This is a genomic window from Rhizobium sp. AAP116, assembly GCF_001295785.1.
Classification (GTDB): Bacteria; Pseudomonadota; Alphaproteobacteria; order Rhizobiales; family Rhizobiaceae; genus Allorhizobium.
Genome location: NZ_LJIB01000004.1, coordinates 17,672 through 38,115, shown reverse-complemented (window position 1 = coordinate 38,115; position 20,444 = coordinate 17,672). Strand labels below are relative to the sequence as shown.

Sequence of the window (20,444 nt, the reverse complement as noted above, 5' to 3'; positions counted from 1 at the left end):
CAGCCGCATCGTCCGGCGCCCCCTGACACCAGAGGCTTTCATGACCGAAGCATCCGCGAAACCGACACCCGTCACCGTGCTCACCGGCTATCTCGGCGCCGGCAAGACGACGCTGCTCAATCGCATCCTCTCCGAAAACCACGGCAAGAAATACGCCGTCATCGTCAACGAATTCGGCGAAATCGGCATCGACAATGACCTGATCGTCGAGTCGGACGAAGAAATCTACGAGATGAACAATGGCTGCGTCTGCTGCACGGTGCGCGGCGACCTGATCCGCGTCGTCGAAGGCCTGATGCGCCGCCCCGGCCGCTTCGACGGCATCATCGTCGAGACGACAGGCCTTGCCGATCCGGTGCCGGTCGCCCAGACCTTCTTCATGGATGATGACGTCCGCTCCAAGACGGAGCTCGATGCCGTTGTCGCCCTGGTCGATGCAAAGCACCTGCCGCTGCGCCTGAAGGACAGCCGCGAAGCCGAAGACCAGATCGCCTTTGCTGATGTTGTCGTCATCAACAAGGCCGATCTCGTCACCCATGACGAGTTGCACCAGATCGAGCACATCGTGCGCGCGATCAATCCTTCCGCCCGCATCTATTCGACCACGCGTTCAGGCGTCGATCTCGCCAAGGTGCTCGATCAGGGCGCCTTCAATCTCGAGCGCGCACTGGAAAACGATCCGCATTTCCTCGACCATGACGACCCGGACCATGTCTGTGGCCCGGATTGCGGCCATGATCATCATCACCATGATCACGGGCATGACCACCACCATCATGACCATGGCCACGATCATCATGCGCATGATCATGGTCATGACCACGGGCATCACCAGCACGATCACGCCCCCTCCCCGATCCATGACGTGACCGTGGTCTCTGTCTCGCTGCGCGGCGGCGAGATGAACCCGGACCGCTTCTTCCCCTGGATCCAGAAGGTGACCCAGACGCAAGGCCCGAACATCCTGCGCCTGAAAGGCATCATCGCCTTCAAGGGCGACGAGGAGCGTTATGTCGTGCAGGGCGTGCACATGATCGTCGAGGGCGATCACCAGCGTCCATGGAAGGATGGCGAGAAGCGCGAGAGCCGCCTTGTCTTCATCGGCCGTGAACTCGACCGCGAAAAGCTGGAAGCCAGCTTCAAGGCCTGCGAAGCCGCCTCTGCCTGAACGGGGCTTTCACGCCCCGCCACCTGACCGTACCGTTCTGCCTGAAAGAAAGCCTGTCCGTATGCCCACTGTTGCACCGCTCGATATCGAAGGCCACGTTGTCTCGACCCATTTTCTCGGTGACATCCCGGTCTTCGCCGCTGCGAGCGGTGCCATTCACCGGCTGGATGGCGGCGAGAAGGTGACGGAGGCGAATGCCGGACTGCTGACCTGTGTCAAGGATCCGGCAAGCCAGACCCTGCTGACAGGTGGCGAAGACGGCCGCGTGCTGCGCATCGCTCATGACGGCACGGTTACCGAAATCGCCCATGTGCCACGCAAGTGGATTTCGGTCGTCGCACCCGGTCCCCAAGGCGCGGTCGCCTATGCCCACGGCAAGTCGACTTTCGTGCGGCTTGCCGATGGCACGACGAAGGAATTCACCGAAGAGCGTACTGTCGAGGCCGTCGATTTCGCCCCCAAGGGTCTGCGTATCGCGGTTGCCCGCTATAACGGCGTCACTTTGCACTGGGTCGGGACCGCAGGCGCGCCCGTCGATCTCGACTGGAAGGGCGCGCATACGGGCGTGACCTTCTCGCCCGATGGCCGCTTCGTCGTCACCATGATGCAGGAATCGGCGCTGCATGGCTGGAAGCTCGACGGCAAGGCCGCCGACACCCGCCATATGCGAATGACCGGCTATCCCGCCAAGGTCAAATCCCTTTCCTGGTCACCGAAGGGCAAGTGGCTCGCCTCGTCAGGCGCACCGGCTGCAATCGTCTGGCCATTCTCCGGCAAGGACGGCCCGATGGGCAAGGCTCCGCTCGAACTCGGCACCCGCGCCAACATTCTCGTTACCCAGGTCGCCTTCCACCCAATCGAAGAGGTTCTGGCGATCGGGTTCATCGACGGCATGATCCTTGCCGTGCGCATCGCCGATGGCAAGGAGGCGCTGTTGCGCCGTCCCGGCAAGGGTGCAGTGACCTCACTTGCCTGGAGCAGCACAGGCAAACTCCTCGCCTTCGCTTCCGAGGCGGGTGATTGTGGCGTCATCGACATCACCGGCTGATTGCCGAGGCAACACCTCAAAGCGCTTTAGTTGCGTGTATGCGTGGGAAAAATCACGCCTAGCGGTAAAGTTTGCGAAAATTCGCACTATACCGTTCACCATGCGCTTACCTTAACCATGCGGTAGCAATTGCCTCCCTATTTTCGGGGAGGACGAGCGAGAGACAACAAAGCCGCGTCTCGTCTGACTGCAACAATTCTCCGCAGCCCATCCCAATTTTATCTTCAACCACGGCATCCTGCCGAGGCGCAGACGCATGCGCCTGTCCGGCGGGCGGATTTGCAAACGGACGCAACATGTATCTCAACCTAAAAATCGTGGTGACGGCAGCGGGTCTTGCCCTTGCCGCCGGCATCGTCGCCGTCGCTGGCGTGGGTGCACAGACGCTGCAGACGCTCAAGGTCAACGGGCCGATCTATAAAGAGATCGTCGACGGCAAGGACTTGATCGCCGACATCCTTCCTCCGCCGCTATACCTGATTGAATCCTACGCGCTCGCCAACGAAGTCTTCATCCATCCCGACACTGCAGCGGTCAACGTGCCCCGCTTCGACGTGCTGAAGGCGCTCTACGACGAGCGACGCGAATACTGGAAGAACTCCACCCTGCCAGACGCACTGCGCGCAAAGCTCTACGACGAAGTCATCGCCAAGGGCGATCGCTACTGGAGCACGCTTCAAAATGACCTGAAGCCCGCTCTTTCGGCAGCCGATGGCAGCGCTGTCACGCCGATCCTGTCGAAACTCAAGGTCGAATTCCACGATCACGAGACCTCCGTAAACCAGCTCGTGACAATGGCGAGCGATTACCTTGTCAGTCGCGAATCCTATGCGGCCGCAGAAACGTCCAGCCGTGAGCTTCTCCTGCTGACGCTCGGCCTGCTGCTCATCACGACTGCGCTCGGCAGCGTCTACTTCATCCACCGCCGCGCGCTGAAGCCGCTTGGAGAAATCACCGATTTCATGACCAATATGGCAGGCGGCGATTTCACCGCCACCGTTCCCCATGCACACAGAAAGGACGAAATCGGCCATATCGCGGCAGCCGTCGAGGTCTTCCGTCAGGCTGGCCTCGAAAATCAGCGCCTGCAATCCGAAACCGAAACCGCCCGCGCCGAGGTGGACCGCGAGCGGGCTCTGCGCGACAAGGACCGGATGATCGAGGCCGAGGCCCTGCGCTTTGTCATCGAGGCCTTGGGCGCAGGCCTTCATCGCCTTGCCGAATGCAACATTCGCCTGACGTTGGACGATGCCTTCGATCCGCGCTTCGAGCCACTCCGCCACGACTTCAATCACTCCATCGCAACCTTCCAGACGACCTTGGAAAAGGTCATGGAGGAGACCCGCCGCCTGCTGGAGAACAGCCAGGAAATGCGAGAGGCCTCGGCCAACCTTGCAAACCGGACCGAGCAGCAAGCGGCAGCCCTCGAAGAGACATCCACTGCCCTTGAACAGGTAACCGCCACCGTGCGTCTCTCCGCCCAGCGCACCAGCGATACGCGTGAACTGGTAAGAGAGGCGAAAAACTGTGCCATGGCCTCAGGAGGTGTTGTTCGCTCCGCCGTGTCTGCCATGGAGCGGATCGAAACCGCCTCTGCCGAGATCGGCCAGATCATCGGCGTCATCGACGAAATCGCCTTCCAGACAAACCTTTTGGCGCTGAACGCCGGTGTGGAGGCGGCGCGCGCAGGCGAAGCCGGCAAGGGCTTCGCGGTCGTCGCCCAGGAGGTACGGGAACTGGCGCAACGCTCCGCAAACGCTGCACGCGACATCAAGGGGCTGATCCAGAAGTCGAGCGTCGAAGTGTCTTCCGGTGTCCAGCTGGTAGGCGAAACCGGCCACGTACTCGATCAGATCGGCGATTTCGTCAGCCGTATCGACAGCAATGTCGATGCGATCGCAACCGCTGCCCGGGAACAGGCAACCGGTCTTCAGGAAATCGGTCAAGCCATCAACAGCATCGACCAGATGACGCAGCAGAACGCCGCCATGGTCGAGGAAACCACTGCCATCGGTCATACGCTGGCAGACGGCGCGGTCTTGCTGACGACCCTCGTCAATCGTTTTGAACTCAATCGCCGCACCGAAATCAGGGACGCAAACGCCAGGACACTCGAACATCGGGCCGCTTGAGCCGGCGAGGTCTAGCCCCAACAAAAAACGCCCGGCCGTCCCAAGGAACGGCCGGGCGCTTTATCAATGGATCGATCAGATCAGAACTTGACTGCGAGACCGACGTTGACCGTGTGCTGGTTGAAGTCGACGTTACGACCGCCAACGTTGCCATCGCCGAAATCGTTGTAACGATATTCAACGCGAGTGAACATGCGGTCAGTCAGGGCGTAGTCAACGCCACCACCGACGGTCCAGCCGTGGAGCGTGTCGTCGCCGCCGGGGCCTTCAAGGTTGGTGCCGGTGTAACCACCCGCCGCGAACAGAAGCGCGCGATCCATAGCGTAGCCGATACGGGCGCGGGTCGACCAGTTCAGGCCGGTTTCGAAGTCACCGACGCCAGCGACAGTTTCCTCGTTCCAGTCGTAGTTCAGGTCGCCTTCGAGACCGACAACGAGCTGGTTGCCGAGATCCCAGTTGTAGCCAACGAAGCCGCCGAAGCGCGCGCCGTCGAAATCAGCGTTGCCGGCACCGGCAACGTCCGCGTCACCCCAACCGTAGCCGGTGAGGATACCTGCATAGCCACCTGCCCAGGAAAACTGCGGCGCGGTTTCGATGGCAGCCATCGGCGGTTCGGCCGGAGCTTCGTAGATGGCGTCAGCCGCGAAAGCGGAGGTCGAAATCGCCAGAGCGGCGGCAGATCCGAGAAGGATGCTCTTCATCATGTTTTTAACTCCTGTGTTACAAGGTCGCTTATAACGCCATCTCTGGTTAATGTATGTGATGATTATACAACATAACCACCTAAACCTATCCGGCGTATTTGTTCCCGCCCGTGCGAAATTTTTCGCGCCGGACCCCGCAGCAAGAAGCGATGAACGAGAAGATAGTTCCCGCTCATGGCGGAAAAAAGGACGGCTCTTGTCAGGACTGTGTGAGGAGTGCGTGCGTTTTGCCACACCAAATTCCGCAGGAGTCGCCACCGGATCTGCCCCAGACACTAGGGCTCCCATCCCGGACTACATTTGCGGATGACATGCGAGATCGTTTTGGGGTGTTGAGGGCGAGCTCTCTGGCCCGCCCCTTTTCAAGGATGCCGCATCCGGACCGGATGCGGTTTCCGTTCAGAACCTGTAGGTGATACCCGCGCCGATCAGCCACGGATCGAGCTTGGCCTTGCCGGAGTAATTGGTACCGCCGATGGTCGCGTCGAAGTCGGCCTTCAGGAACAGCTTCTTGACATCGAAGTTGACGCCCCAATGTTCGTTGATCATGTAGTCGGCCCCGACCTGCAGCGCCGTGCCGAAGGTGTTCTTGACGTCGAGCGCGGTCGCTGCATCGCCCTTCTGGCTGTAGAACATGGTGTAGTTGACGCCGGCACCGACATAGGGCTTGAACGCGCCGAAATCGGTAAAGTGGTACTGCAGCGTCAGTGTCGGCGGCAGAAGCCAGCTCTTGCCGACCTTGCCGACAGCAGCCAGGCTCCCCTCCGCGTAGATGTTCGAATAGGTCGTGCCGAGGATCAGTTCGGCGGCAAAATTGTCGGTCAGATAATAGGTGATGTCGAGTTCGGGGATCACGCTGTCACTGTAGGATAAATCCGAACCGCCAACGCCGTTCACCGAACCCGAATCATTGGTGATGACTCCGAGACCGCGCACGCGGACCTGCCAGGGGCTTGGCGCGGCCAACGCCTCGGTCGCCGCTTCCGGTGCCGGCTCCATAAGCGGCGCTATGTCCGCCGCGAAGACTGCCGGGGCAAGCAGCAACAGTGTGGCGGTCGTGGCAAGAGCGCGGGTCGAGGCAGTCCGGACGGTGGTCATCATTCTCTCCTTGAAACAACTGGTGGCGTGGAGCCGACGCCAGCTAGCAGCCCGGAAGAGACGAGCATCTTGCGCCAGATCAATAGGTTAGATCTTGATTATATAAAACAACCATCGCCGCAGTGACTGTGACCGGTGCGACACAACCAGAGTTGACGATTGAAAAACCCACCTGAGACCCTGCCCGAACAGAGCGCAAAGCAAAGGGCCCGGCGCGACGAATCGCGGCCGGGCCCTTCAGCAAGCATCTGGGCGCCTTCAATCAGGCTGCGCGGCGCGAGACCATCGGCTGTGACAGCTTGCGACCGGACGCGACCACCATGCCGGCAGCTCCTTCGAGCCAGCCGGGCACGAGTTCCAGCGCCAGGAAGCGGTCACGCGCAAACGGACCCGGCATCACCAGATGCTGCGTCTTGTCGGCGAAGAAGCCGAAACGCTCGTAGTAAGGCGCGTCACCCACGAGAAGCACGGCGCCATGGCCGCGCTTGCGGGCCTCAAGAAGCGCAGCCCGCATCAGTGCCGCTCCAATCCCCTTGCCCTCATGGGCGCAGTCGACGGCAAGCGGACCGAGCAGCAGCGCGTCGATTGCCTGGCCTTCACGGCTGACGCCGGCCTCGATACTCCAAAGACGCACGGTTCCGATGACGTGGCCAGCCCGATCGCGGGCGACGAGTGCCAGCCCTTCGGCTGGAATGCGACCACTGCGAATCTTCTCCGACGACTTCTTGCGGCGGTCGCGGCCCATGGTGCGGTCAAGCAGCGCTTCGCGCGCGACCACGTCGGCCGGCGTTTCATGATCGATGACAAATGCAGGCGCCGGCGCAAAAAGCGCGCGCATGCTTTCCAGAACAGCGGCCATTCTGGCCTCCCATCCCAAGCGATGACGATAATTGTGAGGGTCCGCGCCGGTTGGCCGGCGCGGGAGACGTCAGATGACGTAAGACTTCAGCGGGTCGAAGCCGTTGAACGCCACCGCCGAGTAGGTGGTGGTGTAGGCGCCGGTACCCTCGATCAGAACCTCATCGCCGATCGAAAGCGAGATCGGCAGCGGATACATGTTCTTCTCATAGAGCACATCGGCGGAATCGCAGGTCGGACCGGCGAGAACGCATGGCGCCATGTCGTCGGCGTCACGGACGGTGCGGATCGGGTAACGGATCGCTTCGTCCATGGTTTCGGCGAGACCGCCGAACTTGCCGATGTCGAGGAACACCCAGCGATGCTCGTCATTGTCAGACTTCTTCGAGATCAGAACGACTTCCGCCTTGATCACGCCAGCATTGCCGACCATGCCGCGGCCCGGCTCGATGATGGTCTGCGGGATGTTGTTGCCGAAGTGCTTCTTCAGCGACGCGTTGATCGCCTGACCATAAGCTTCTGCCGACGGGATGTCGCGCAGGTACTTGGTCGGGAAACCACCACCCATGTTGACCATCTTCAAGACGATGCCCTGCTTGGCGAGCGAGTTGAACACGCGCTTCGCATCGGCAAGGGCGCCGTCCCAGGCATCGACCTTGGTCATCTGCGAACCGACATGGAACGAGACGCCAAAGGACTCGAGGCCGAGCTGGTGTGCATAGACAAGCACGTCGACGGCCATCTGCGGCACGCAGCCGAACTTGCGGGAAAGCGGCCATTCGGCGCCTTCGCCATCCGTGAGGACGCGGCAGAACACACGGGCGCCAGGAGCGGCACGCGCGATCTTCTCGACTTCCTCATGGCTGTCGACGGCATAGAGGTTGACGCCGAGTGCGAAGGCACGCGCAATGTCGCGCTCCTTCTTGATGGTGTTGCCAAACGAGATGCGCGAAGCATCTGCACCGGCATCGAGCGCCATCTGGATCTCGGCAACGGAAGCGCAGTCGAAGTTCGAGCCCAGCGAGGCCAGGAGCTGGAGGATCTCCGGCGCCGGGTTCGCCTTGACTGCGTAGTAGATGGCGCTGTCCGGCAGGGCATGACGGAAGGCACCGAAATTGTCGCGCACGACGTCGAGGTCGACCACGAGGCAGGGACCTTCGGGACGTCGGGTGTTGATGAAGTCGAGGATGCGAGCAGTGGTCATCGGTCTAACCCTTCCAAAATTCCAAGGATGTCCGAAGCTGCCAAGCTTCGGGTGGACAAAGGACGGCGAGACATCGCTCGAAACCAGTCGGTGGAGACACCGGTACCGTACGAACGCTCGACGCGCGAAACTATGGATAGACGCACTCTGGAACGAGCACATTAATCCGCTTTGTCTGCCATGGATTGGAGGGAGACCCTACCGCACTTCCGGCAATGATGGTGTGCCTCTGAAGTAACTCCAGCTGATGGAAAGCCGGAAGAGACTAGAAAGGCCCGCACCGTCGTTGCTTCGTATGTCCTCGCATTTTCCGGTTGGCCGGAATAGCGACTGGAGGGGTTAGTTCCAGGTACCTTACCGATAACCTCACCTTAGGGATAAATCCCAGTTCGAGGGTCGGCGGACACACACGGGCACGTGCGACTTTGGGCTGAGCAGGAGATAAGAAATGTCCTCGTCATAATCAAGAGATTTTTTGAGGCCGCACGGAAGTTTTTTCGCGGTTTCTGCGGCAGCTATTGAACGAAGCGTGCGCTTTGTTCACAATCCGGCAACTTTGCGAGGGGAATGGGACGAGAATGGACACGCTGACGCGCATCAGAGCCTTCATCGACGTGGTGGAAGCAGAGGGTTTTTCCGCTGCCGCCCGCAAGACGGGCCGCTCAAAGGCACTTTTGTCCAAGTATGTCCGGGAGTTGGAGGATGAACTCGGCGCCCTCCTGCTCAATCGCACCACCCGGCAGTTCTCGCTGACCGAAGCCGGCCACACCTATTTTCGCACCGCCGCAGACATACTGAAGGAGATCGACAACCTTGCAGACCTGGTGCGCGAGAACAATGCCGACCTCAAGGGCAAGCTCAAGGTAACCGTTCCCCGCACCTTCATCGATGCCGATGTCGGGCAGTCGCTGATCGATTTCGCCAGGGAGAACCCGCAGCTCTCGCTCGAAATCGTCGCGGAAGACCGATTCGTCGACCTGATCGAGGAGGGCTTCGACCTCGGCATCCGAATCACCAAGCTTGACGATTCCGGCATGATCGCCCGCAAGCTCTCCGACTTCCGCGTCTATGCCTGCGCGACACCCGCCTTCATCGCGGAAAACGGCCCGCTGGTGCATCCGAGCGAGTTGTCACGCATCCCCTTCCTGATCGATACCAATTCACGCTCCCACAACAGCCTGCGCTTCATGGAGGCGGATGGCGACATGATCTCGGTCAACGTTTCGGGCCCCATCGAGGTCAACAGCCCGCTGGCGACCCTGCGTGCCGCACGAGCCGGCATGGGCGTCGCCATGATCCCCGACTTCATTGCCCGCCCCTATCTGGCGTCGGGCGAATTGGTCTCGCTCTTCGACGACTTCATCGCCAAGGACCGCGGCATCTACGCCGTCTATCCGCACCGCCGTTACCTGCCGGCCAAGGTCCGCGCCTTCGTCGACTACCTTCACGCATGGTTCAAGCGCTACTCCTGAGCCGTGAGCGCCACATCGGGTCCCACTTTTGTCCCATTCATCGGACAGGGAGAGACCTCAAGCGGGAAATCGGGAAGGGTTTTGGGAGCATGCTGAAGAGGCTCGGTTACTGGGCGGCCGCAACGGTCACAGCCTTTGCCACACCGGCACTTTCCCATCCGCATATCTTCGCCGAGGCCCGTCTCGAGATCGTCGCGGCCGACGACGGCACGCTGAAGGAACTGCGCAATGTCTGGCGCTTCGACGACATCTTCTCCTCAAGCGTTCTCATGGACTTCGACAAGAACAGCGACCTGAAGCTCGACCACAGCGAGTTGAACGAAATCGCCAATACGATCCGCGATTCGCTGGGCGATTACAGCTATTTCACCTTCATCACCAAGGATGGCGCCACCTCCGAAATCGCGAAACCCGAGGTCTTCAACGTCGACTTCAAGGACAATCAGCTCCTGGTCTTCTTCGTCGCAAAGCCAAAGACGCCGGTCGTGATCGGCGGGCGGATGAATTTCGGCGTCTACGATCCGACGCTCTACACGGCGATCGACTTCGCCAAGGACGAGGACATGGTGGTCGAGGGCAAGGCCTTCGCGGCCTGCACCCACAAGGTCGTCCGCCCCGATCCGGACGAGGTCATCGCCCAGAACCAGCTCAACCTCACCGAGGCTTTCTTCAGCGATCCGACCGGCAATGACATGGGCAAGCTGTTTGCCACCCGGATGGAGGTCACATGCTGACGACGGCCGGCCGCTTGCGCATTTCGGGTCTCATTGCCGCGACACTGGCGCTTGTGCTTCTCGCAGGCCTCGCCCATGCCGCCTCCCCGCTTGGCATCGGCACGGCCGAACCCAGCTACCAGCCCTCGGGCGGCCCCTTCGCCGAATTGCTGGTCTGGATCAACGCCCACCAGCAGACCTTCTACCGATCGCTCACCGAAGCGCTGAAGGCCATGCGCGAGGATCCCGCAAGTCTCGTCACGCTGGTCGGCCTCTCTTTCTTGTACGGGATTTTCCACGCCGCCGGCCCCGGCCATGGCAAAGCGGTCATCTCGTCCTATCTGCTCGCCAATGAAATCGAGCTGCGCCGCGGCATATTGATCTCCTTCGTCTCGGCATTCCTGCAGGGCCTCGTCGCGATCGCGGTCGTCGGCACTGCCTATGTTGTGCTGCGCGGCACCGCGATCAGCATGACGGATGCGACGCGAACGCTGGAGATTGCGAGCTACGCGATGATCGTCGCCTTCGGCCTGTGGCTATTGGTGCGCAAGCTGAAGGCATCCTTTGCCCAGACAAGTCGGGCGGCCGCAACCACGGGCAGCCTGTTCGAGAGTGCCGACACGTCATCCGGCGGCAGCGTCACGGCCTCGCTGTTTGCCGGTCCGACCGAGACCACCTCGACTGGCGAGACGACCGGCTCACGCTTCCGCGCCCTGGCGGTCGCCCATGATCACGATGCGCTGGCTCCAGGGTCTGTCTGCCACGAATGCGGCATCGCCCACCTGCCCGATCCGAGCCTCGTCGGCGGCAGCGCTTTCAGCCTGCGGGACGCCTGGTCGGCCGTCATCGCGGTCGGCATGCGTCCCTGCTCCGGCGCACTTCTGGTGATGACCTTCTCGCTGCTGAACGGCTTACTGCTCGGCGGCGTGCTGTCGGTTTTCGCCATGGCACTCGGCACCGCGATCACCGTTTCGATTCTCGCCAGCCTTGCGGTCGGCGCCAAGGGCATTGCGCTGAAACTCTCCGGTCCTGGATCGCGCCGCGCAGGCGTCGTCGCAAGCTCGATCGAAGTCGGCGCAGCACTGCTCGTTATCCTGCTCGGCGCCCTTCTTCTCGCAGCCAGCCTGAACGGCTGAGAGAATCAGCTCTGGTCCCCGTCCCGGCTGCGCTGATAGCGTGAGCGAAGCCACAGGATCAGAAACATCGCCATCAGGGCGACGCCACCCACGAAGGCACCGAGTTCGGGCGAGTAGCGCCCGAGCCAGAGCACAACGGTCGGAACGATCAGCATCAGGCCGAAGATCACGGCAACAACGACAGCAGCCTGCGCCGCCGGCGAGCGCGTCGTGCTCGACGTTTCCTCGGACCGCGCGACCTTCTTCGGTTCCGGCAATTTGCTGAAGGCGTAGACCACGACCCCGATCGCCACGCAGATGCCGACCGACCAGGCGACCGTCGCGCTCTGGAAGCTCGCATAGGCAAGTGCGGCAACGGTGATTGCCGTGCCGACATAAAGGATGATGCTGAAGATGTTCGGCTTCACGATTTGCTTTCCTATCAGGTCTCTGAGGCCGCGAGCTCGGCCCGCAGATACTCCAGCCGACGCCGTTGGCGGCCGGCCTCGTCGAAATTTTCAGGCGAAAGCCAGGCCTCGAAGGCGGCTCGGATCAATGGCCACTCACTGTCGATCATCGAGAACCAGGCGGTGTCGCGATTTCGGCCTTTCGACAGCATGTGCTGGCGGAACACGCCTTCGAAGCTGAAGCCGTAGCGCTTCGCCGTCACCTTGCTCGGCTCGTTCTCGTTGTGGCACTTCCATTCGTAGCGGCGATAGCCGAGATCGTCGAAGACGTGCCGGGCCAGAAGATAATGCGCCTCGGTCGAAAGCGGCGAACGGCTCATGGCAGGACCATGCGCCACACCGCCGATTTCCACGACGCCATTGGCCGGATCGGGTCTCATGTAGTTTGCCATGCCGACGATCTTGCCCGTCGCCTTATCTCGGAAGACCTCCGTGACCCAGCCACTTTTCTGGACGGCCGCCAGCCAGGCCTCGAAATCCTCGATGCCGTTGAAATCGGGCTGAGTGAAGTAGGTGAGCAGCGCATTGATCGCAATCCCGCCGAGACCGCTCCAGAGCGGTTCGAGATGCGCGGCTCGATCATAGGGCTCGACCACGACGAAACGCCCCTCCAGCCTGACAGGCTGGGGTGACGGACATCCCTTGAAGGTCGACAGGTCACGCATGAAAACGCCTCGGGCGAAATAATGGCCCGAGGCTTAGGGCACACAGCCGACAAAGGCAACCATCCGGGCAGTCGCGAGCCCGGACCGGATGCCGCAGCAAACCGTCAGAGGCTGATCTTCGCGGAGGCAACGGTCGCCTCGATATGATCGACCAGCGCATCCGGGAGACCCAAGCGCCCAGCCAGCATGTCGAGGTAACCGCGCTCCGTGCGGGTATCAGGCTCGATGGTCAAACGCGAAGCGGTGTAGATCTCCACCCTCTGCTCCTCGGTCTTGGCCGAAGCAACGAGTGCATCGAGATCGATCGGCTTGGCAAGCTCGGCCTCAATGAAGGCTTCCGCTTCTGCACCGAGGCCGGAGAGATGGATCTTGTCCATGATCCGCGAGCGCTCGCTGGCATCGATATGGCCATCGGCCTTTGCAGCGGCGATCATTGCCCGCACAAGCGACAGGGCAAAATCATTCGAGATGGCCTCGGGCTCGGTGCTGAAGGGCGCATCCTTCGGCGGCGGCAGGAGCTCCGGCAGCGCCTGCGTCGGCTCGGCCGGCTGTCCGGACTTGTAGTTTCTGTAGGCCTGGTAGCCGAGACCGGCAATCACGGCGAGGCCACCGAGCTTGAGTGCGTTGCCGCCGAGCGAACGACCGGTCTTCGTGCCCAGCAGCACGGCAGCAAGCGCGCCGCTCTTCCAGGGGTTGGCCTTCGCCATACCGAGGATATCGTTCCCCTTCTGGCCGATCGAGCCGGATGCTCCCGGCATCTGCGATCCGAGGAATTGATCCAGCAGCTTCTTGGCGTCAAACATCGCGGTCTCCTTGTTAAAACGGTCGCCCCCTAGATAGGAAGCGACCGTGACATTACAAAGAGCCTGCTGGACACGCTGACGAAGATATCAGCCCCTGAGTGCCGATGCTTCGCTCGCAAGCTTGGTTATGCCGGCCCAGTCGCCGGCCGAAACCAGTTCCTTCGGCGCAACCCAGGAGCCGCCGACACAGACGACGTTCGGCAGCGAAAGGTAGTCCATGGCGTTCTTCAGCGAAATCCCGCCGGTCGGGCAGAACAGCGTTCCGGCGAGCGGCGAGGACAGGGCCTTGAGATAGGCGGCACCGCCAGCCTGCTCGGCGGGGAAGAACTTCAGGACCTTGTAGCCCTCTTCGCGCAGCGCCATCACTTCCGAAGCGGTGGCCGCACCCGGCAGAAGCGGAATGTCGGAGCTCCGCGCCACGTCGAGCAGTTCCTGCGTCGTGCCGGGGCTGACGATGAACTGCGAGCCAGCATCGACGGCTGCGGCATAATGGGCGGCGTTGAGGATGGTGCCTGCACCGACGACGGCGCCTTCGACTTCCTGAGCCACGAGCCGGACGGCTTCAAGTGCAGCATCGGTCCTCAGCGTGATTTCGATCGCCTTCAACCCGCCTGCGACAAGAGCACGCGCCAACGGCACCGCCGTCTTGGCATCCTCAACGATCAAAACCGGCACGACCGGCTGAAGCTTCAAGGTGGAGAGGAGCTTTTCGGTTTTGTCGCCCATGGCAGAACCCTCTTTTTAAAACGATTAGATCGGGTTTTCACTAACCCGCGCCGACCGGATTGTCGAGACCGACAGCTAGCACGGAATCTTTCCAGTTTCCTAACACGGCCGCCTCCGCTATGGTCCACCGGCGTAATTGTTTTCGGAGCGTGAGCGTATGGCGAAGGAAATCGAACGCAAGTTTCTTGTGCGGGACGATGCCTGGAAGGGCGGCGTAACGTCCGAGACCCAGATCAGGCAGGCCTATATCTGCGCCGAAAGCGACCGCTCGGTCCGCATCCGCACCAAGAACGATGCGACCGCCCAGGTCACGATCAAATTCGGCAGCAACCTCCGGGTCCGCGACGAATTCGAATACCCCATCCCCATAGACGACGCCCGCGAAATGATCGGCATTGCCGATGGCCATGTGATCGACAAGACACGCTACACGGTCGATTTTGCCGGCTTCACCTGGGAAGTCGACGTCTTCGCCGGCAATCACCGCGGCCTCGTCATTGCCGAAGTCGAGATGCAGTCGGAGACCGATGATCCCAAGCTGCCCGCATGGCTTGGCCGTGAGGTGACGGGAGACAAGCGGTATTCCAACCAGTCCCTCGCGACCCAGCGAAGCCGCCCGGGGCTGGTGCATGCCCTATAGGATCAGCCCGGACGCCGGACTGGAGACAGAAGTCAGGCGGATCGCCCGCGAACAGCTGGAGAGCGCCATCGCGGCTCTGGAGACCAGACCCGACGGTTTGCACGAGGCGATCCATGAGGCCCGCAAGAAGTTCAAAAGGGTCCGAAACCTCTACCGTCTCGTCGCCTCCGCCGACAGGACATTCCGGCGCCAGGAGAATGCCCGCATTAGCGACACCGCCCGCGGCCTCTCTCTTGTGCGTGACGCGACAGCCCTGATCGAAACCGTCGACCACCTTTCCGAGCACACCCTGACCGATGACGAAGCCGAGACGCTGGATGCGGCTCGCACCGTCCTTGTCCTGAGGCGCGACGACATTGCCTCTTCCGAGACGGATCTCGAGGACAAGGTTCGGCACGCGATCGATCAGTGCCACGCAGCTCATGCAGCGCTCGATGCACTCGAACTTCCCTCGAGACCGGGACACGCGGCGCGCCTTCTGGCCAGAGGCTGGCGCAAGGGTTTGCAGCGTGCGGCGGAGGCACTGGAGTTTTGCGAAGGACAAGGCCATGGCGAGGCCTATCACGACCTGCGCAAGGCGGCCCAGGCCTATTGGATGAACCTCTCGCTGATGCGGGAACTCTGGCCGAGTGCCTTTGCCGCCAAACGGCGGGACGCCAAGAGACTGGTTGACCTGCTTGGCCATGAACACGATTTGACGGTGTTGACGGCCCTGCTCGACCATGAGCCCGAGATCTTCGGTAATGGTGAAGGCCAGTCCTTCCTGCTGGCGATCATCATCCGCCGCCAGCAAGACCTGCGCCGCGAAGCTGTGGCACTTGCCGGTCAGGTCTTCGCCGACCCCGCCAAAGACGAGGCCGGTGTCATCGAGACCCTCTGGCTCCGGGCAACGGCCTAGGCGCTGCCGATGCGCACCTGACGATCACAGGTCTTCTCGATCAGGGCTGCGTCGTGGCTGACAAGCAGAACCGCGCAGTTCCGCTCTCGCGCCAGTTCCGTCAAGAGATCGATGGTCTCCTGCTGGGTGATCAGATCGAGACGCGAAGTCGGCTCATCGGCAAACAGGAAGACAGGGTCGAGCAGCAGCACGCGCAGAAGAGCGAAACGCTGCAGCTCGCCACCGGAGACCTCCGTCGGGAGGCGCGTCAGAAGCACCTGGGAGAGGCGCAGCCGTTCCATCAGAGGCTGGACGCGCGCCCCATCGAGCCGATGCAGCCGCACCAGATCGGCGATCGCCTCGCCGAGCGTGATCTTCTGCGGAAAGGCAGAGGGCGGATCCTGATAGAGCTTCTGGTAGCGAACGGCAGATGCCTGCGGCAGGCGGGTGACCTCGCCGGCATCGGGTGTCAACAGCCCAAGCAGAACGTCTCCGAGGGAGCTCTTGCCCGATCCGCTCGGCCCCGTGATCCCGACGATCTCGCCGGGACGAAGCGCGATTTCCTGTCCGTCAAACAGCAGCTTGCCGCCACGCGCCTTCTTCAGGCCGGAAGCAATCAGGATCGGGTCGGCATCGTCACAAACTGCCGAAGCACGTTGCGCCCAGTTCTCCGGTTCGGCGGCGATCAGCCGCTGCGTATAGCAGTGCGAGGGCGATGCCAGCACGTCCGCCGCCTCGCCCACTTCGATGATCTTGCCCTCCAGCATGACGGCGAGATCGCCGCCCATCTGCCGGGCGAGCGCGAGGTCATGGGTGATGGTGAGCACCGTGCCCCCCGCTTGCACCTCCTGCATCAGAAGCGCGATCACCTCGTCCCGGCGGGCAACATCGAGCCCCTTGGTCGGCTCGTCAGCGATGATGATCCGGGCGCCACCGGCGCGCGCGGCGGCAAAGGCGACGCGCTGCGCCATGCCGCCTGAAAGCTGTCCGGGAAGCTTCGCCTCGGCATCGAGCACGCCCAGCGCTTCGAGATCGGTGCGAGCAGCGGAGATGGACTCGTCTTCCCCGAGACGACCGAGATAGCGATGCCCCTCGGCCACCTGGTCGAGCGCCAACATGGTCGGATCAAGCGCCAGCCAGGGCTCCTGCGGCAGCACGCCGACCTTGCGGCCCCAGAGCGGCCGGAACCGTTTCGGCTCGGCCAGCGACAGGACCTGCCCGTCGATGGTCACAGAACCAGTGGCTACCAGCCCCTCCGGCAAAATCCCGATGATCGCCTGGGCGAGCAGGCTCTTGCCCGAGCCGGTTTCGCCGAGGATGGTGAAGGGCCGTCCGGCCTTGAGGGAAAATGAGACCGGGGCAACGATCTCGCCGGTCACGGCAGAGACGGCCGCGGCTTCGACCGACAGAAGAATGGTCATGGCTTGTCCTTTCCGCCGATCAGCTGCAGGGCGAGCACCATCAGGAAGATCACGGCAATCGGCTGCAACAGCGCATGTGGCACTTCCTGATAGTAGGGAAGCAGTTCGATCATCATCGATCCGAGCTCCGGGGTCGGCGGACGGACGCCGACGCTGACGAAGCCGAGCGCCGCGATCGCCATGATCGCAGAGGCAGCACCATAGGCGGCCACCGTCAAAATCATCGGCGCAAGCTCCGGCCAGAGATGCCGGCGCAGGATATAGGCGGGACCGAAGCCGAGCAGACGCGAGGCCTCCACCGCTGGTGACAGCAAGAGCGGTCGCGCCATGGCCCGCGTCAGGCGGAAGTATTCGACCCACAGGACCAGCGAGATGCCGACATAAAGCATCGCCGGATTATCAGGCACGATCGCCGTCAGCATCAGCACCAGAAGCAGCCCCGGAAGTGCGAGGAACGCCTCCGACACCGCTCCCACGGCGCTATCGGCAAAACCGCCGCGCCAGGCGGCGAGCACGCCGAGCAACACGCCGGGGATCATCGCGGTGAACACCGACAGAAGCGCCAGTCCGAGCGACAGGCGCAAGGCACCCGCAAGCCGCGCCTGCATGGAGCGGCCGAGATGGTCGTAGCCGAACCAGTCAACAGTGCTCGGCCCCTGCAGGCTAAAGCGCAGCGTCTGTTTCAGCGGATCGGCGCCACCGATCAGAAGCGGCAGAAAGGCGAAAGCCAGCAATCCGCCAAGGATCGCCACACCGGCGAGCCGGCGCAGCGGCCAGCGCGCCGGGCGCGGCGCCACATAATCAAACGTGGTCATGCGCTGCGCCTCCGGGGATCGATGCCATGGCAAAAGAGATCGACAAGCGCATTGAGCGCGACGAACATCAATCCCATGACCAGTGCCGTGCCCTGGATCATCGGCACATCACGGCCGAAGATCGCATGCACCAGCGCATGGCCGATGCCCGGCCAGGCAAACAGCGTCTCAACAACGACGACCCCCTCGACGAGGTAGACGAACTGCACACCGAGATAGGTGACGATGGGGACGGCAACATTGCGCAATCCATGCCGCGAAAACACCTGCCACTCGGAGAGCCCCTTCGTGCGGCCGAAGCTGTAGTAAGGCGAGCGCGAAACCGCGACCATGGCATCCCGCGCCACGCGGTTGGAGACGGCCGCAAGACCGAGCGCCAGCGTCAGTGCCGGGAGGACAAGATGCGCACCATGGGTGTGGCCTGCCACGGGCAGCAGATTGAAGGTGATCCCGAAGATGATGATCAGGACCAGGCCGACAACGAACTGCGGCAGGGCACGCAGCCCCGTCGACACCAGCATCAGTGTGCGGTCGAGCACCCCGCCGGGCCTGAGACCCGCGAGAATGCCAAGCGGCGGCCCGATGAACAGCGACAAGACGATCGCGGCCAGCGCCAGCTCGAGCGTATGACCGAGCTGCACCCCGATTTCCTCAATGACCGGCTTGCCGCTGATCAGCGATGTGCCGAGATCAAGGCGCAGCAGATCGGCCATCCAGTCGAAGAGTGCCAGGATGGCCGGTTTGGCGAGATCGAGCTCGGCCGCAACCTTGGCAGCGGCCGCACTGTCGACGACATCATAGCCATAGCGGCCGGCAGCAATCCGGTAGGCAAGGTCGCCCGGAAGCGACCGTGTCATCACGAAGGAGATGAGCCCCACCATGAACGCCACCAGAGCCGCCTGGATCAGGCGGTTCAGAATGGCCTTCGTCATTTCGCCCACCGCATGGTTTCGAGACCGAAGCTGCGTTCGAACGGATCGATCGCCGCCCCCTCGAGCTTCGGCGAAAAGGCTACCGTCTGCTGATACCAGGCCAGCGGAATGACCGGCAATTCCGCCTGAATGGCAGCGACGGCCTGATGGCGCAGCGCCTCGCCTTCTGCAGGGTCCGTGACGCGGGTCAGATTGTCCAGCGCCTGTTCGAAGCCGGCATTCGTCCAGTTCATCGCACCCCAGTCACCACCACCGGGGCCGTAGTCGGAGAGCATGGTGCCGATCGGGTCAGGAACCAGCGCGAAGTTGCGCGCCATCAGCGCGAGTTCGAGCGAACCATCCTGGTGCTTGGCCGGGATCTCGGAGGAATTGGTCGAGTTGATCGTCAGCGCAACGCCGATCTCCTTCAACTGGTCCTGCAGGACAGCGGCGATCAGCGGCAGTTCGGGACGATCCGGATAGGTCGTCAACGTCAGCGCGAAGGGCTTGCCATCTTTTTCGAGAATGCCGTCGTCGCCCGGCGTCCAACCGAGCTCGGCGAGCAGCACCTTGGCCTTTTCAGGATCATAGGAGAGGGGCGCAAGGTCTGCATCGTGCCAGATCTTCAGGCTCGGCGGGAAAAGCTGCGTGGCGGCTGCCGGGTAACGCAGGATCGCAACGGCAAGACCCTCGCGGTCGATGGCAAAGCTCAGCGCCTCGCGTGCCTTCACATCGGCGAGGAAGGGATGGCCGGCATTGACCTTCAAGAGCACGCTGCGCGGGATCGATACCGACTGCAGCACGACCTTGTCGCTCTTCGAAAGCCGTGTGCGGCTGGCAGGATCGAGGTTGAAGACATAGTCGGCGTCACCGCTCTCGGCCATCAGCGCGCGGGTCTCGGCGCGGCTGACCGAAAGATAGGTCGCCTTCTCGATTTCGGGCATATTGCCCCAGTAGTCGGCAAAGCGCTCGACGGCGAGGCTCTGCGGCGGCTCGATCTTCGTCAGCTTGAACGGTCCCGTTCCGATGATCGCCTTGACGTCAGCGCCTTCATAAGAGGCCGGTGCCAGGATCTGGGCACGGTTCTCGGCGAGAAAGGCGAGCAGTGGCACGAAAGGCTTCGTCAGCGAGACGACGAGCGTGCCCTCCCCCTCGGCCTTGATGTCGGCGATCGGTGCCTTGCTCAGAAGTCCGGCCTTGTCCTTGGCAGTCCGGAGCGCAGAGGCGACTGCCTCCGCCGTCAGTGCGGTGCCGTCCTGGAACCTGACGCCCGACTGCAGCTCGAAGCGCCAGCTCAGGCCGTCGTCGCTGACTGTCCAGCTCTTGGCCAATGCTGGCACCGGATTACCGTCCTTGTCCGCCTCGACCAGGGTCTCGACGATCCCCATGCGCAGGAAGATATCGCCTGACTTGGACGGATCGAGACCGCCGATTTCAAAGGGCGCGACGATGTCGACGACACCGTCGTTCGCGATGGTGGGCGCCGCACCGGCGAGCAGAAGCGCGAGTGACGCTGCGAAGATATTCCTGAACATTAGGATCACCTATAATGTTATAAAGTTACACTCCTCTACTCAAAGCTTTTCGCGCTGTCCAGTGCTGCAACG

General features: G+C 62.2%; 20 protein-coding genes. 8 read left to right on the top strand and 12 right to left on the bottom strand.

The annotated features are described in order from the left end of the window. The first annotated feature begins 40 nt into the window (after nucleotides 1-40). The 3 genes from IP85_RS02910 to IP85_RS02900 all read left to right on the top strand — a co-directional run bounded on the left by IP85_RS02910 (nucleotide 41) and on the right by IP85_RS02900 (nucleotide 4,348). Complete coding sequence (locus IP85_RS02910) at nucleotides 41-1,168, top strand: GTP-binding protein (protein WP_054148174.1); 1,128 nt, start codon at nucleotides 41-43, stop codon at nucleotides 1,166-1,168. Nucleotides 1,169-1,229: 61 nt separating this feature from the next. Next, entirely contained in the window at nucleotides 1,230-2,216 is a 987-nt protein-coding gene (locus IP85_RS02905; RefSeq protein WP_054148173.1) for a WD40 repeat domain-containing protein, read from the top strand. Between the two features lie 296 nt (nucleotides 2,217-2,512). Continuing rightward, nucleotides 2,513-4,348, top strand: coding sequence for a HAMP domain-containing methyl-accepting chemotaxis protein (locus IP85_RS02900; RefSeq protein ID WP_054148172.1), 1,836 nt, complete (start codon nucleotides 2,513-2,515; stop codon nucleotides 4,346-4,348). 80 nt (nucleotides 4,349-4,428) lie between these two features. On the opposite strand, the gene IP85_RS02895 is transcribed toward IP85_RS02900, so the two are convergent. The 4 genes from IP85_RS02895 to odc2 form a co-directional block, all read right to left on the bottom strand. After that, the gene (locus IP85_RS02895; protein ID WP_054148506.1) at nucleotides 4,429-5,049 is read right to left on the bottom strand and encodes an outer membrane protein; all 621 of its coding nucleotides are present in this window, start codon (nucleotides 5,047-5,049) and stop codon (nucleotides 4,429-4,431) included. Nucleotides 5,050-5,451: 402 nt separating this feature from the next. Continuing rightward, nucleotides 5,452-6,153 carry an OmpW family protein gene (locus tag IP85_RS02890; protein ID WP_150127503.1) on the bottom strand — a complete coding sequence of 234 codons (702 nt, stop codon included), beginning with the start codon at nucleotides 6,151-6,153 and terminating at the stop codon, nucleotides 5,452-5,454. A gap of 259 nt (nucleotides 6,154-6,412) precedes the next feature. Then, entirely contained in the window at nucleotides 6,413-7,009 is a 597-nt protein-coding gene (locus IP85_RS02885; RefSeq protein WP_054148170.1) for an N-acetyltransferase, read from the bottom strand. A gap of 69 nt (nucleotides 7,010-7,078) precedes the next feature. After that, nucleotides 7,079-8,212, bottom strand: coding sequence for an ornithine/lysine decarboxylase (gene odc2 / locus IP85_RS02880; protein ID WP_054148169.1), 1,134 nt, complete (start codon nucleotides 8,210-8,212; stop codon nucleotides 7,079-7,081). Nucleotides 8,213-8,790: 578 nt separating this feature from the next. Here odc2 and IP85_RS02875 point away from each other — a divergent pair. From IP85_RS02875 to IP85_RS02865, 3 genes are all read left to right on the top strand, one after another. Beyond that, nucleotides 8,791-9,684 (top strand): LysR family transcriptional regulator, encoded by an 894-nt coding sequence (locus IP85_RS02875; protein ID WP_054148168.1) that lies wholly within the window; start codon nucleotides 8,791-8,793, stop codon nucleotides 9,682-9,684. An 89-nt stretch (nucleotides 9,685-9,773) separates the two neighbouring features. After that, nucleotides 9,774-10,418, top strand: coding sequence for a DUF1007 family protein (locus IP85_RS02870; protein ID WP_054148167.1), 645 nt, complete (start codon nucleotides 9,774-9,776; stop codon nucleotides 10,416-10,418). Continuing rightward, entirely contained in the window at nucleotides 10,412-11,533 is a 1,122-nt protein-coding gene (locus IP85_RS02865) for a nickel/cobalt transporter (protein ID WP_054148166.1), read from the top strand. Before IP85_RS02870 ends, IP85_RS02865 begins: the two co-directional genes overlap by 7 nt. 5 nt (nucleotides 11,534-11,538) lie before the next feature. Here IP85_RS02865 and IP85_RS22500 read toward each other — a convergent pair whose 3' ends face one another. The 4 genes from IP85_RS22500 to IP85_RS02845 form a co-directional block, all read right to left on the bottom strand. Continuing rightward, nucleotides 11,539-11,940: a hypothetical protein gene (locus IP85_RS22500; RefSeq protein WP_236759285.1), complete on the bottom strand. Its 402-nt coding sequence runs from the start codon at nucleotides 11,938-11,940 to the stop codon at nucleotides 11,539-11,541. 14 nt (nucleotides 11,941-11,954) lie between these two features. After that, a complete protein-coding gene (locus IP85_RS02855) occupies nucleotides 11,955-12,644 on the bottom strand; it encodes a GNAT family protein (RefSeq protein ID WP_054148165.1) in 690 nt (229 codons plus the stop codon). Nucleotides 12,645-12,748: 104 nt separating this feature from the next. After that, nucleotides 12,749-13,447, bottom strand: coding sequence for a tellurite resistance TerB family protein (locus IP85_RS02850; RefSeq protein ID WP_054148164.1), 699 nt, complete (start codon nucleotides 13,445-13,447; stop codon nucleotides 12,749-12,751). Between the two features lie 87 nt (nucleotides 13,448-13,534). Further along, nucleotides 13,535-14,173, bottom strand: a complete 639-nt coding sequence (locus IP85_RS02845) for a 2-dehydro-3-deoxy-phosphogluconate aldolase (RefSeq protein ID WP_054148163.1) — start codon at nucleotides 14,171-14,173, stop codon at nucleotides 13,535-13,537. Between the two features lie 157 nt (nucleotides 14,174-14,330). Here IP85_RS02845 and IP85_RS02840 point away from each other — a divergent pair, with 157 nt between their 5' ends. Both IP85_RS02840 and IP85_RS02835 read left to right on the top strand, forming a co-directional pair. Next, on the top strand, nucleotides 14,331-14,813 hold the full coding sequence (locus IP85_RS02840) for a CYTH domain-containing protein (protein WP_054148162.1): 483 nt from the start codon (nucleotides 14,331-14,333) through the stop codon (nucleotides 14,811-14,813). Beyond that, nucleotides 14,803-15,711 (top strand): CHAD domain-containing protein, encoded by a 909-nt coding sequence (locus IP85_RS02835; protein WP_054148161.1) that lies wholly within the window; start codon nucleotides 14,803-14,805, stop codon nucleotides 15,709-15,711. The genes IP85_RS02840 and IP85_RS02835 overlap by 11 nt, the downstream gene beginning before the upstream one ends. Here IP85_RS02835 and IP85_RS02830 read toward each other — a convergent pair. The 4 genes from IP85_RS02830 to IP85_RS02815 are packed head-to-tail and all read right to left on the bottom strand — an operon-like array spanning nucleotide 15,708 to nucleotide 20,372. After that, a complete protein-coding gene (locus IP85_RS02830) occupies nucleotides 15,708-17,111 on the bottom strand; it encodes an ATP-binding cassette domain-containing protein (protein ID WP_054148160.1) in 1,404 nt (467 codons plus the stop codon). The two genes, IP85_RS02835 and IP85_RS02830, sit on opposite strands and share 4 nt — an antisense overlap. Continuing rightward, a complete protein-coding gene (locus IP85_RS02825) occupies nucleotides 17,108-17,926 on the bottom strand; it encodes an ABC transporter permease subunit (protein WP_054148159.1) in 819 nt (272 codons plus the stop codon). The genes IP85_RS02830 and IP85_RS02825 overlap by 4 nt, the downstream gene beginning before the upstream one ends. After that, the gene (locus tag IP85_RS02820; RefSeq protein ID WP_054148504.1) at nucleotides 17,923-18,858 is read right to left on the bottom strand and encodes an ABC transporter permease; all 936 of its coding nucleotides are present in this window, start codon (nucleotides 18,856-18,858) and stop codon (nucleotides 17,923-17,925) included. The genes IP85_RS02825 and IP85_RS02820 overlap by 4 nt, the downstream gene beginning before the upstream one ends. Further along, nucleotides 18,855-20,372, bottom strand: coding sequence for an ABC transporter substrate-binding protein (locus tag IP85_RS02815; protein ID WP_054148158.1), 1,518 nt, complete (start codon nucleotides 20,370-20,372; stop codon nucleotides 18,855-18,857). The genes IP85_RS02820 and IP85_RS02815 overlap by 4 nt, the downstream gene beginning before the upstream one ends. Between the last annotated feature and the right edge of the window lie 72 nt (nucleotides 20,373-20,444).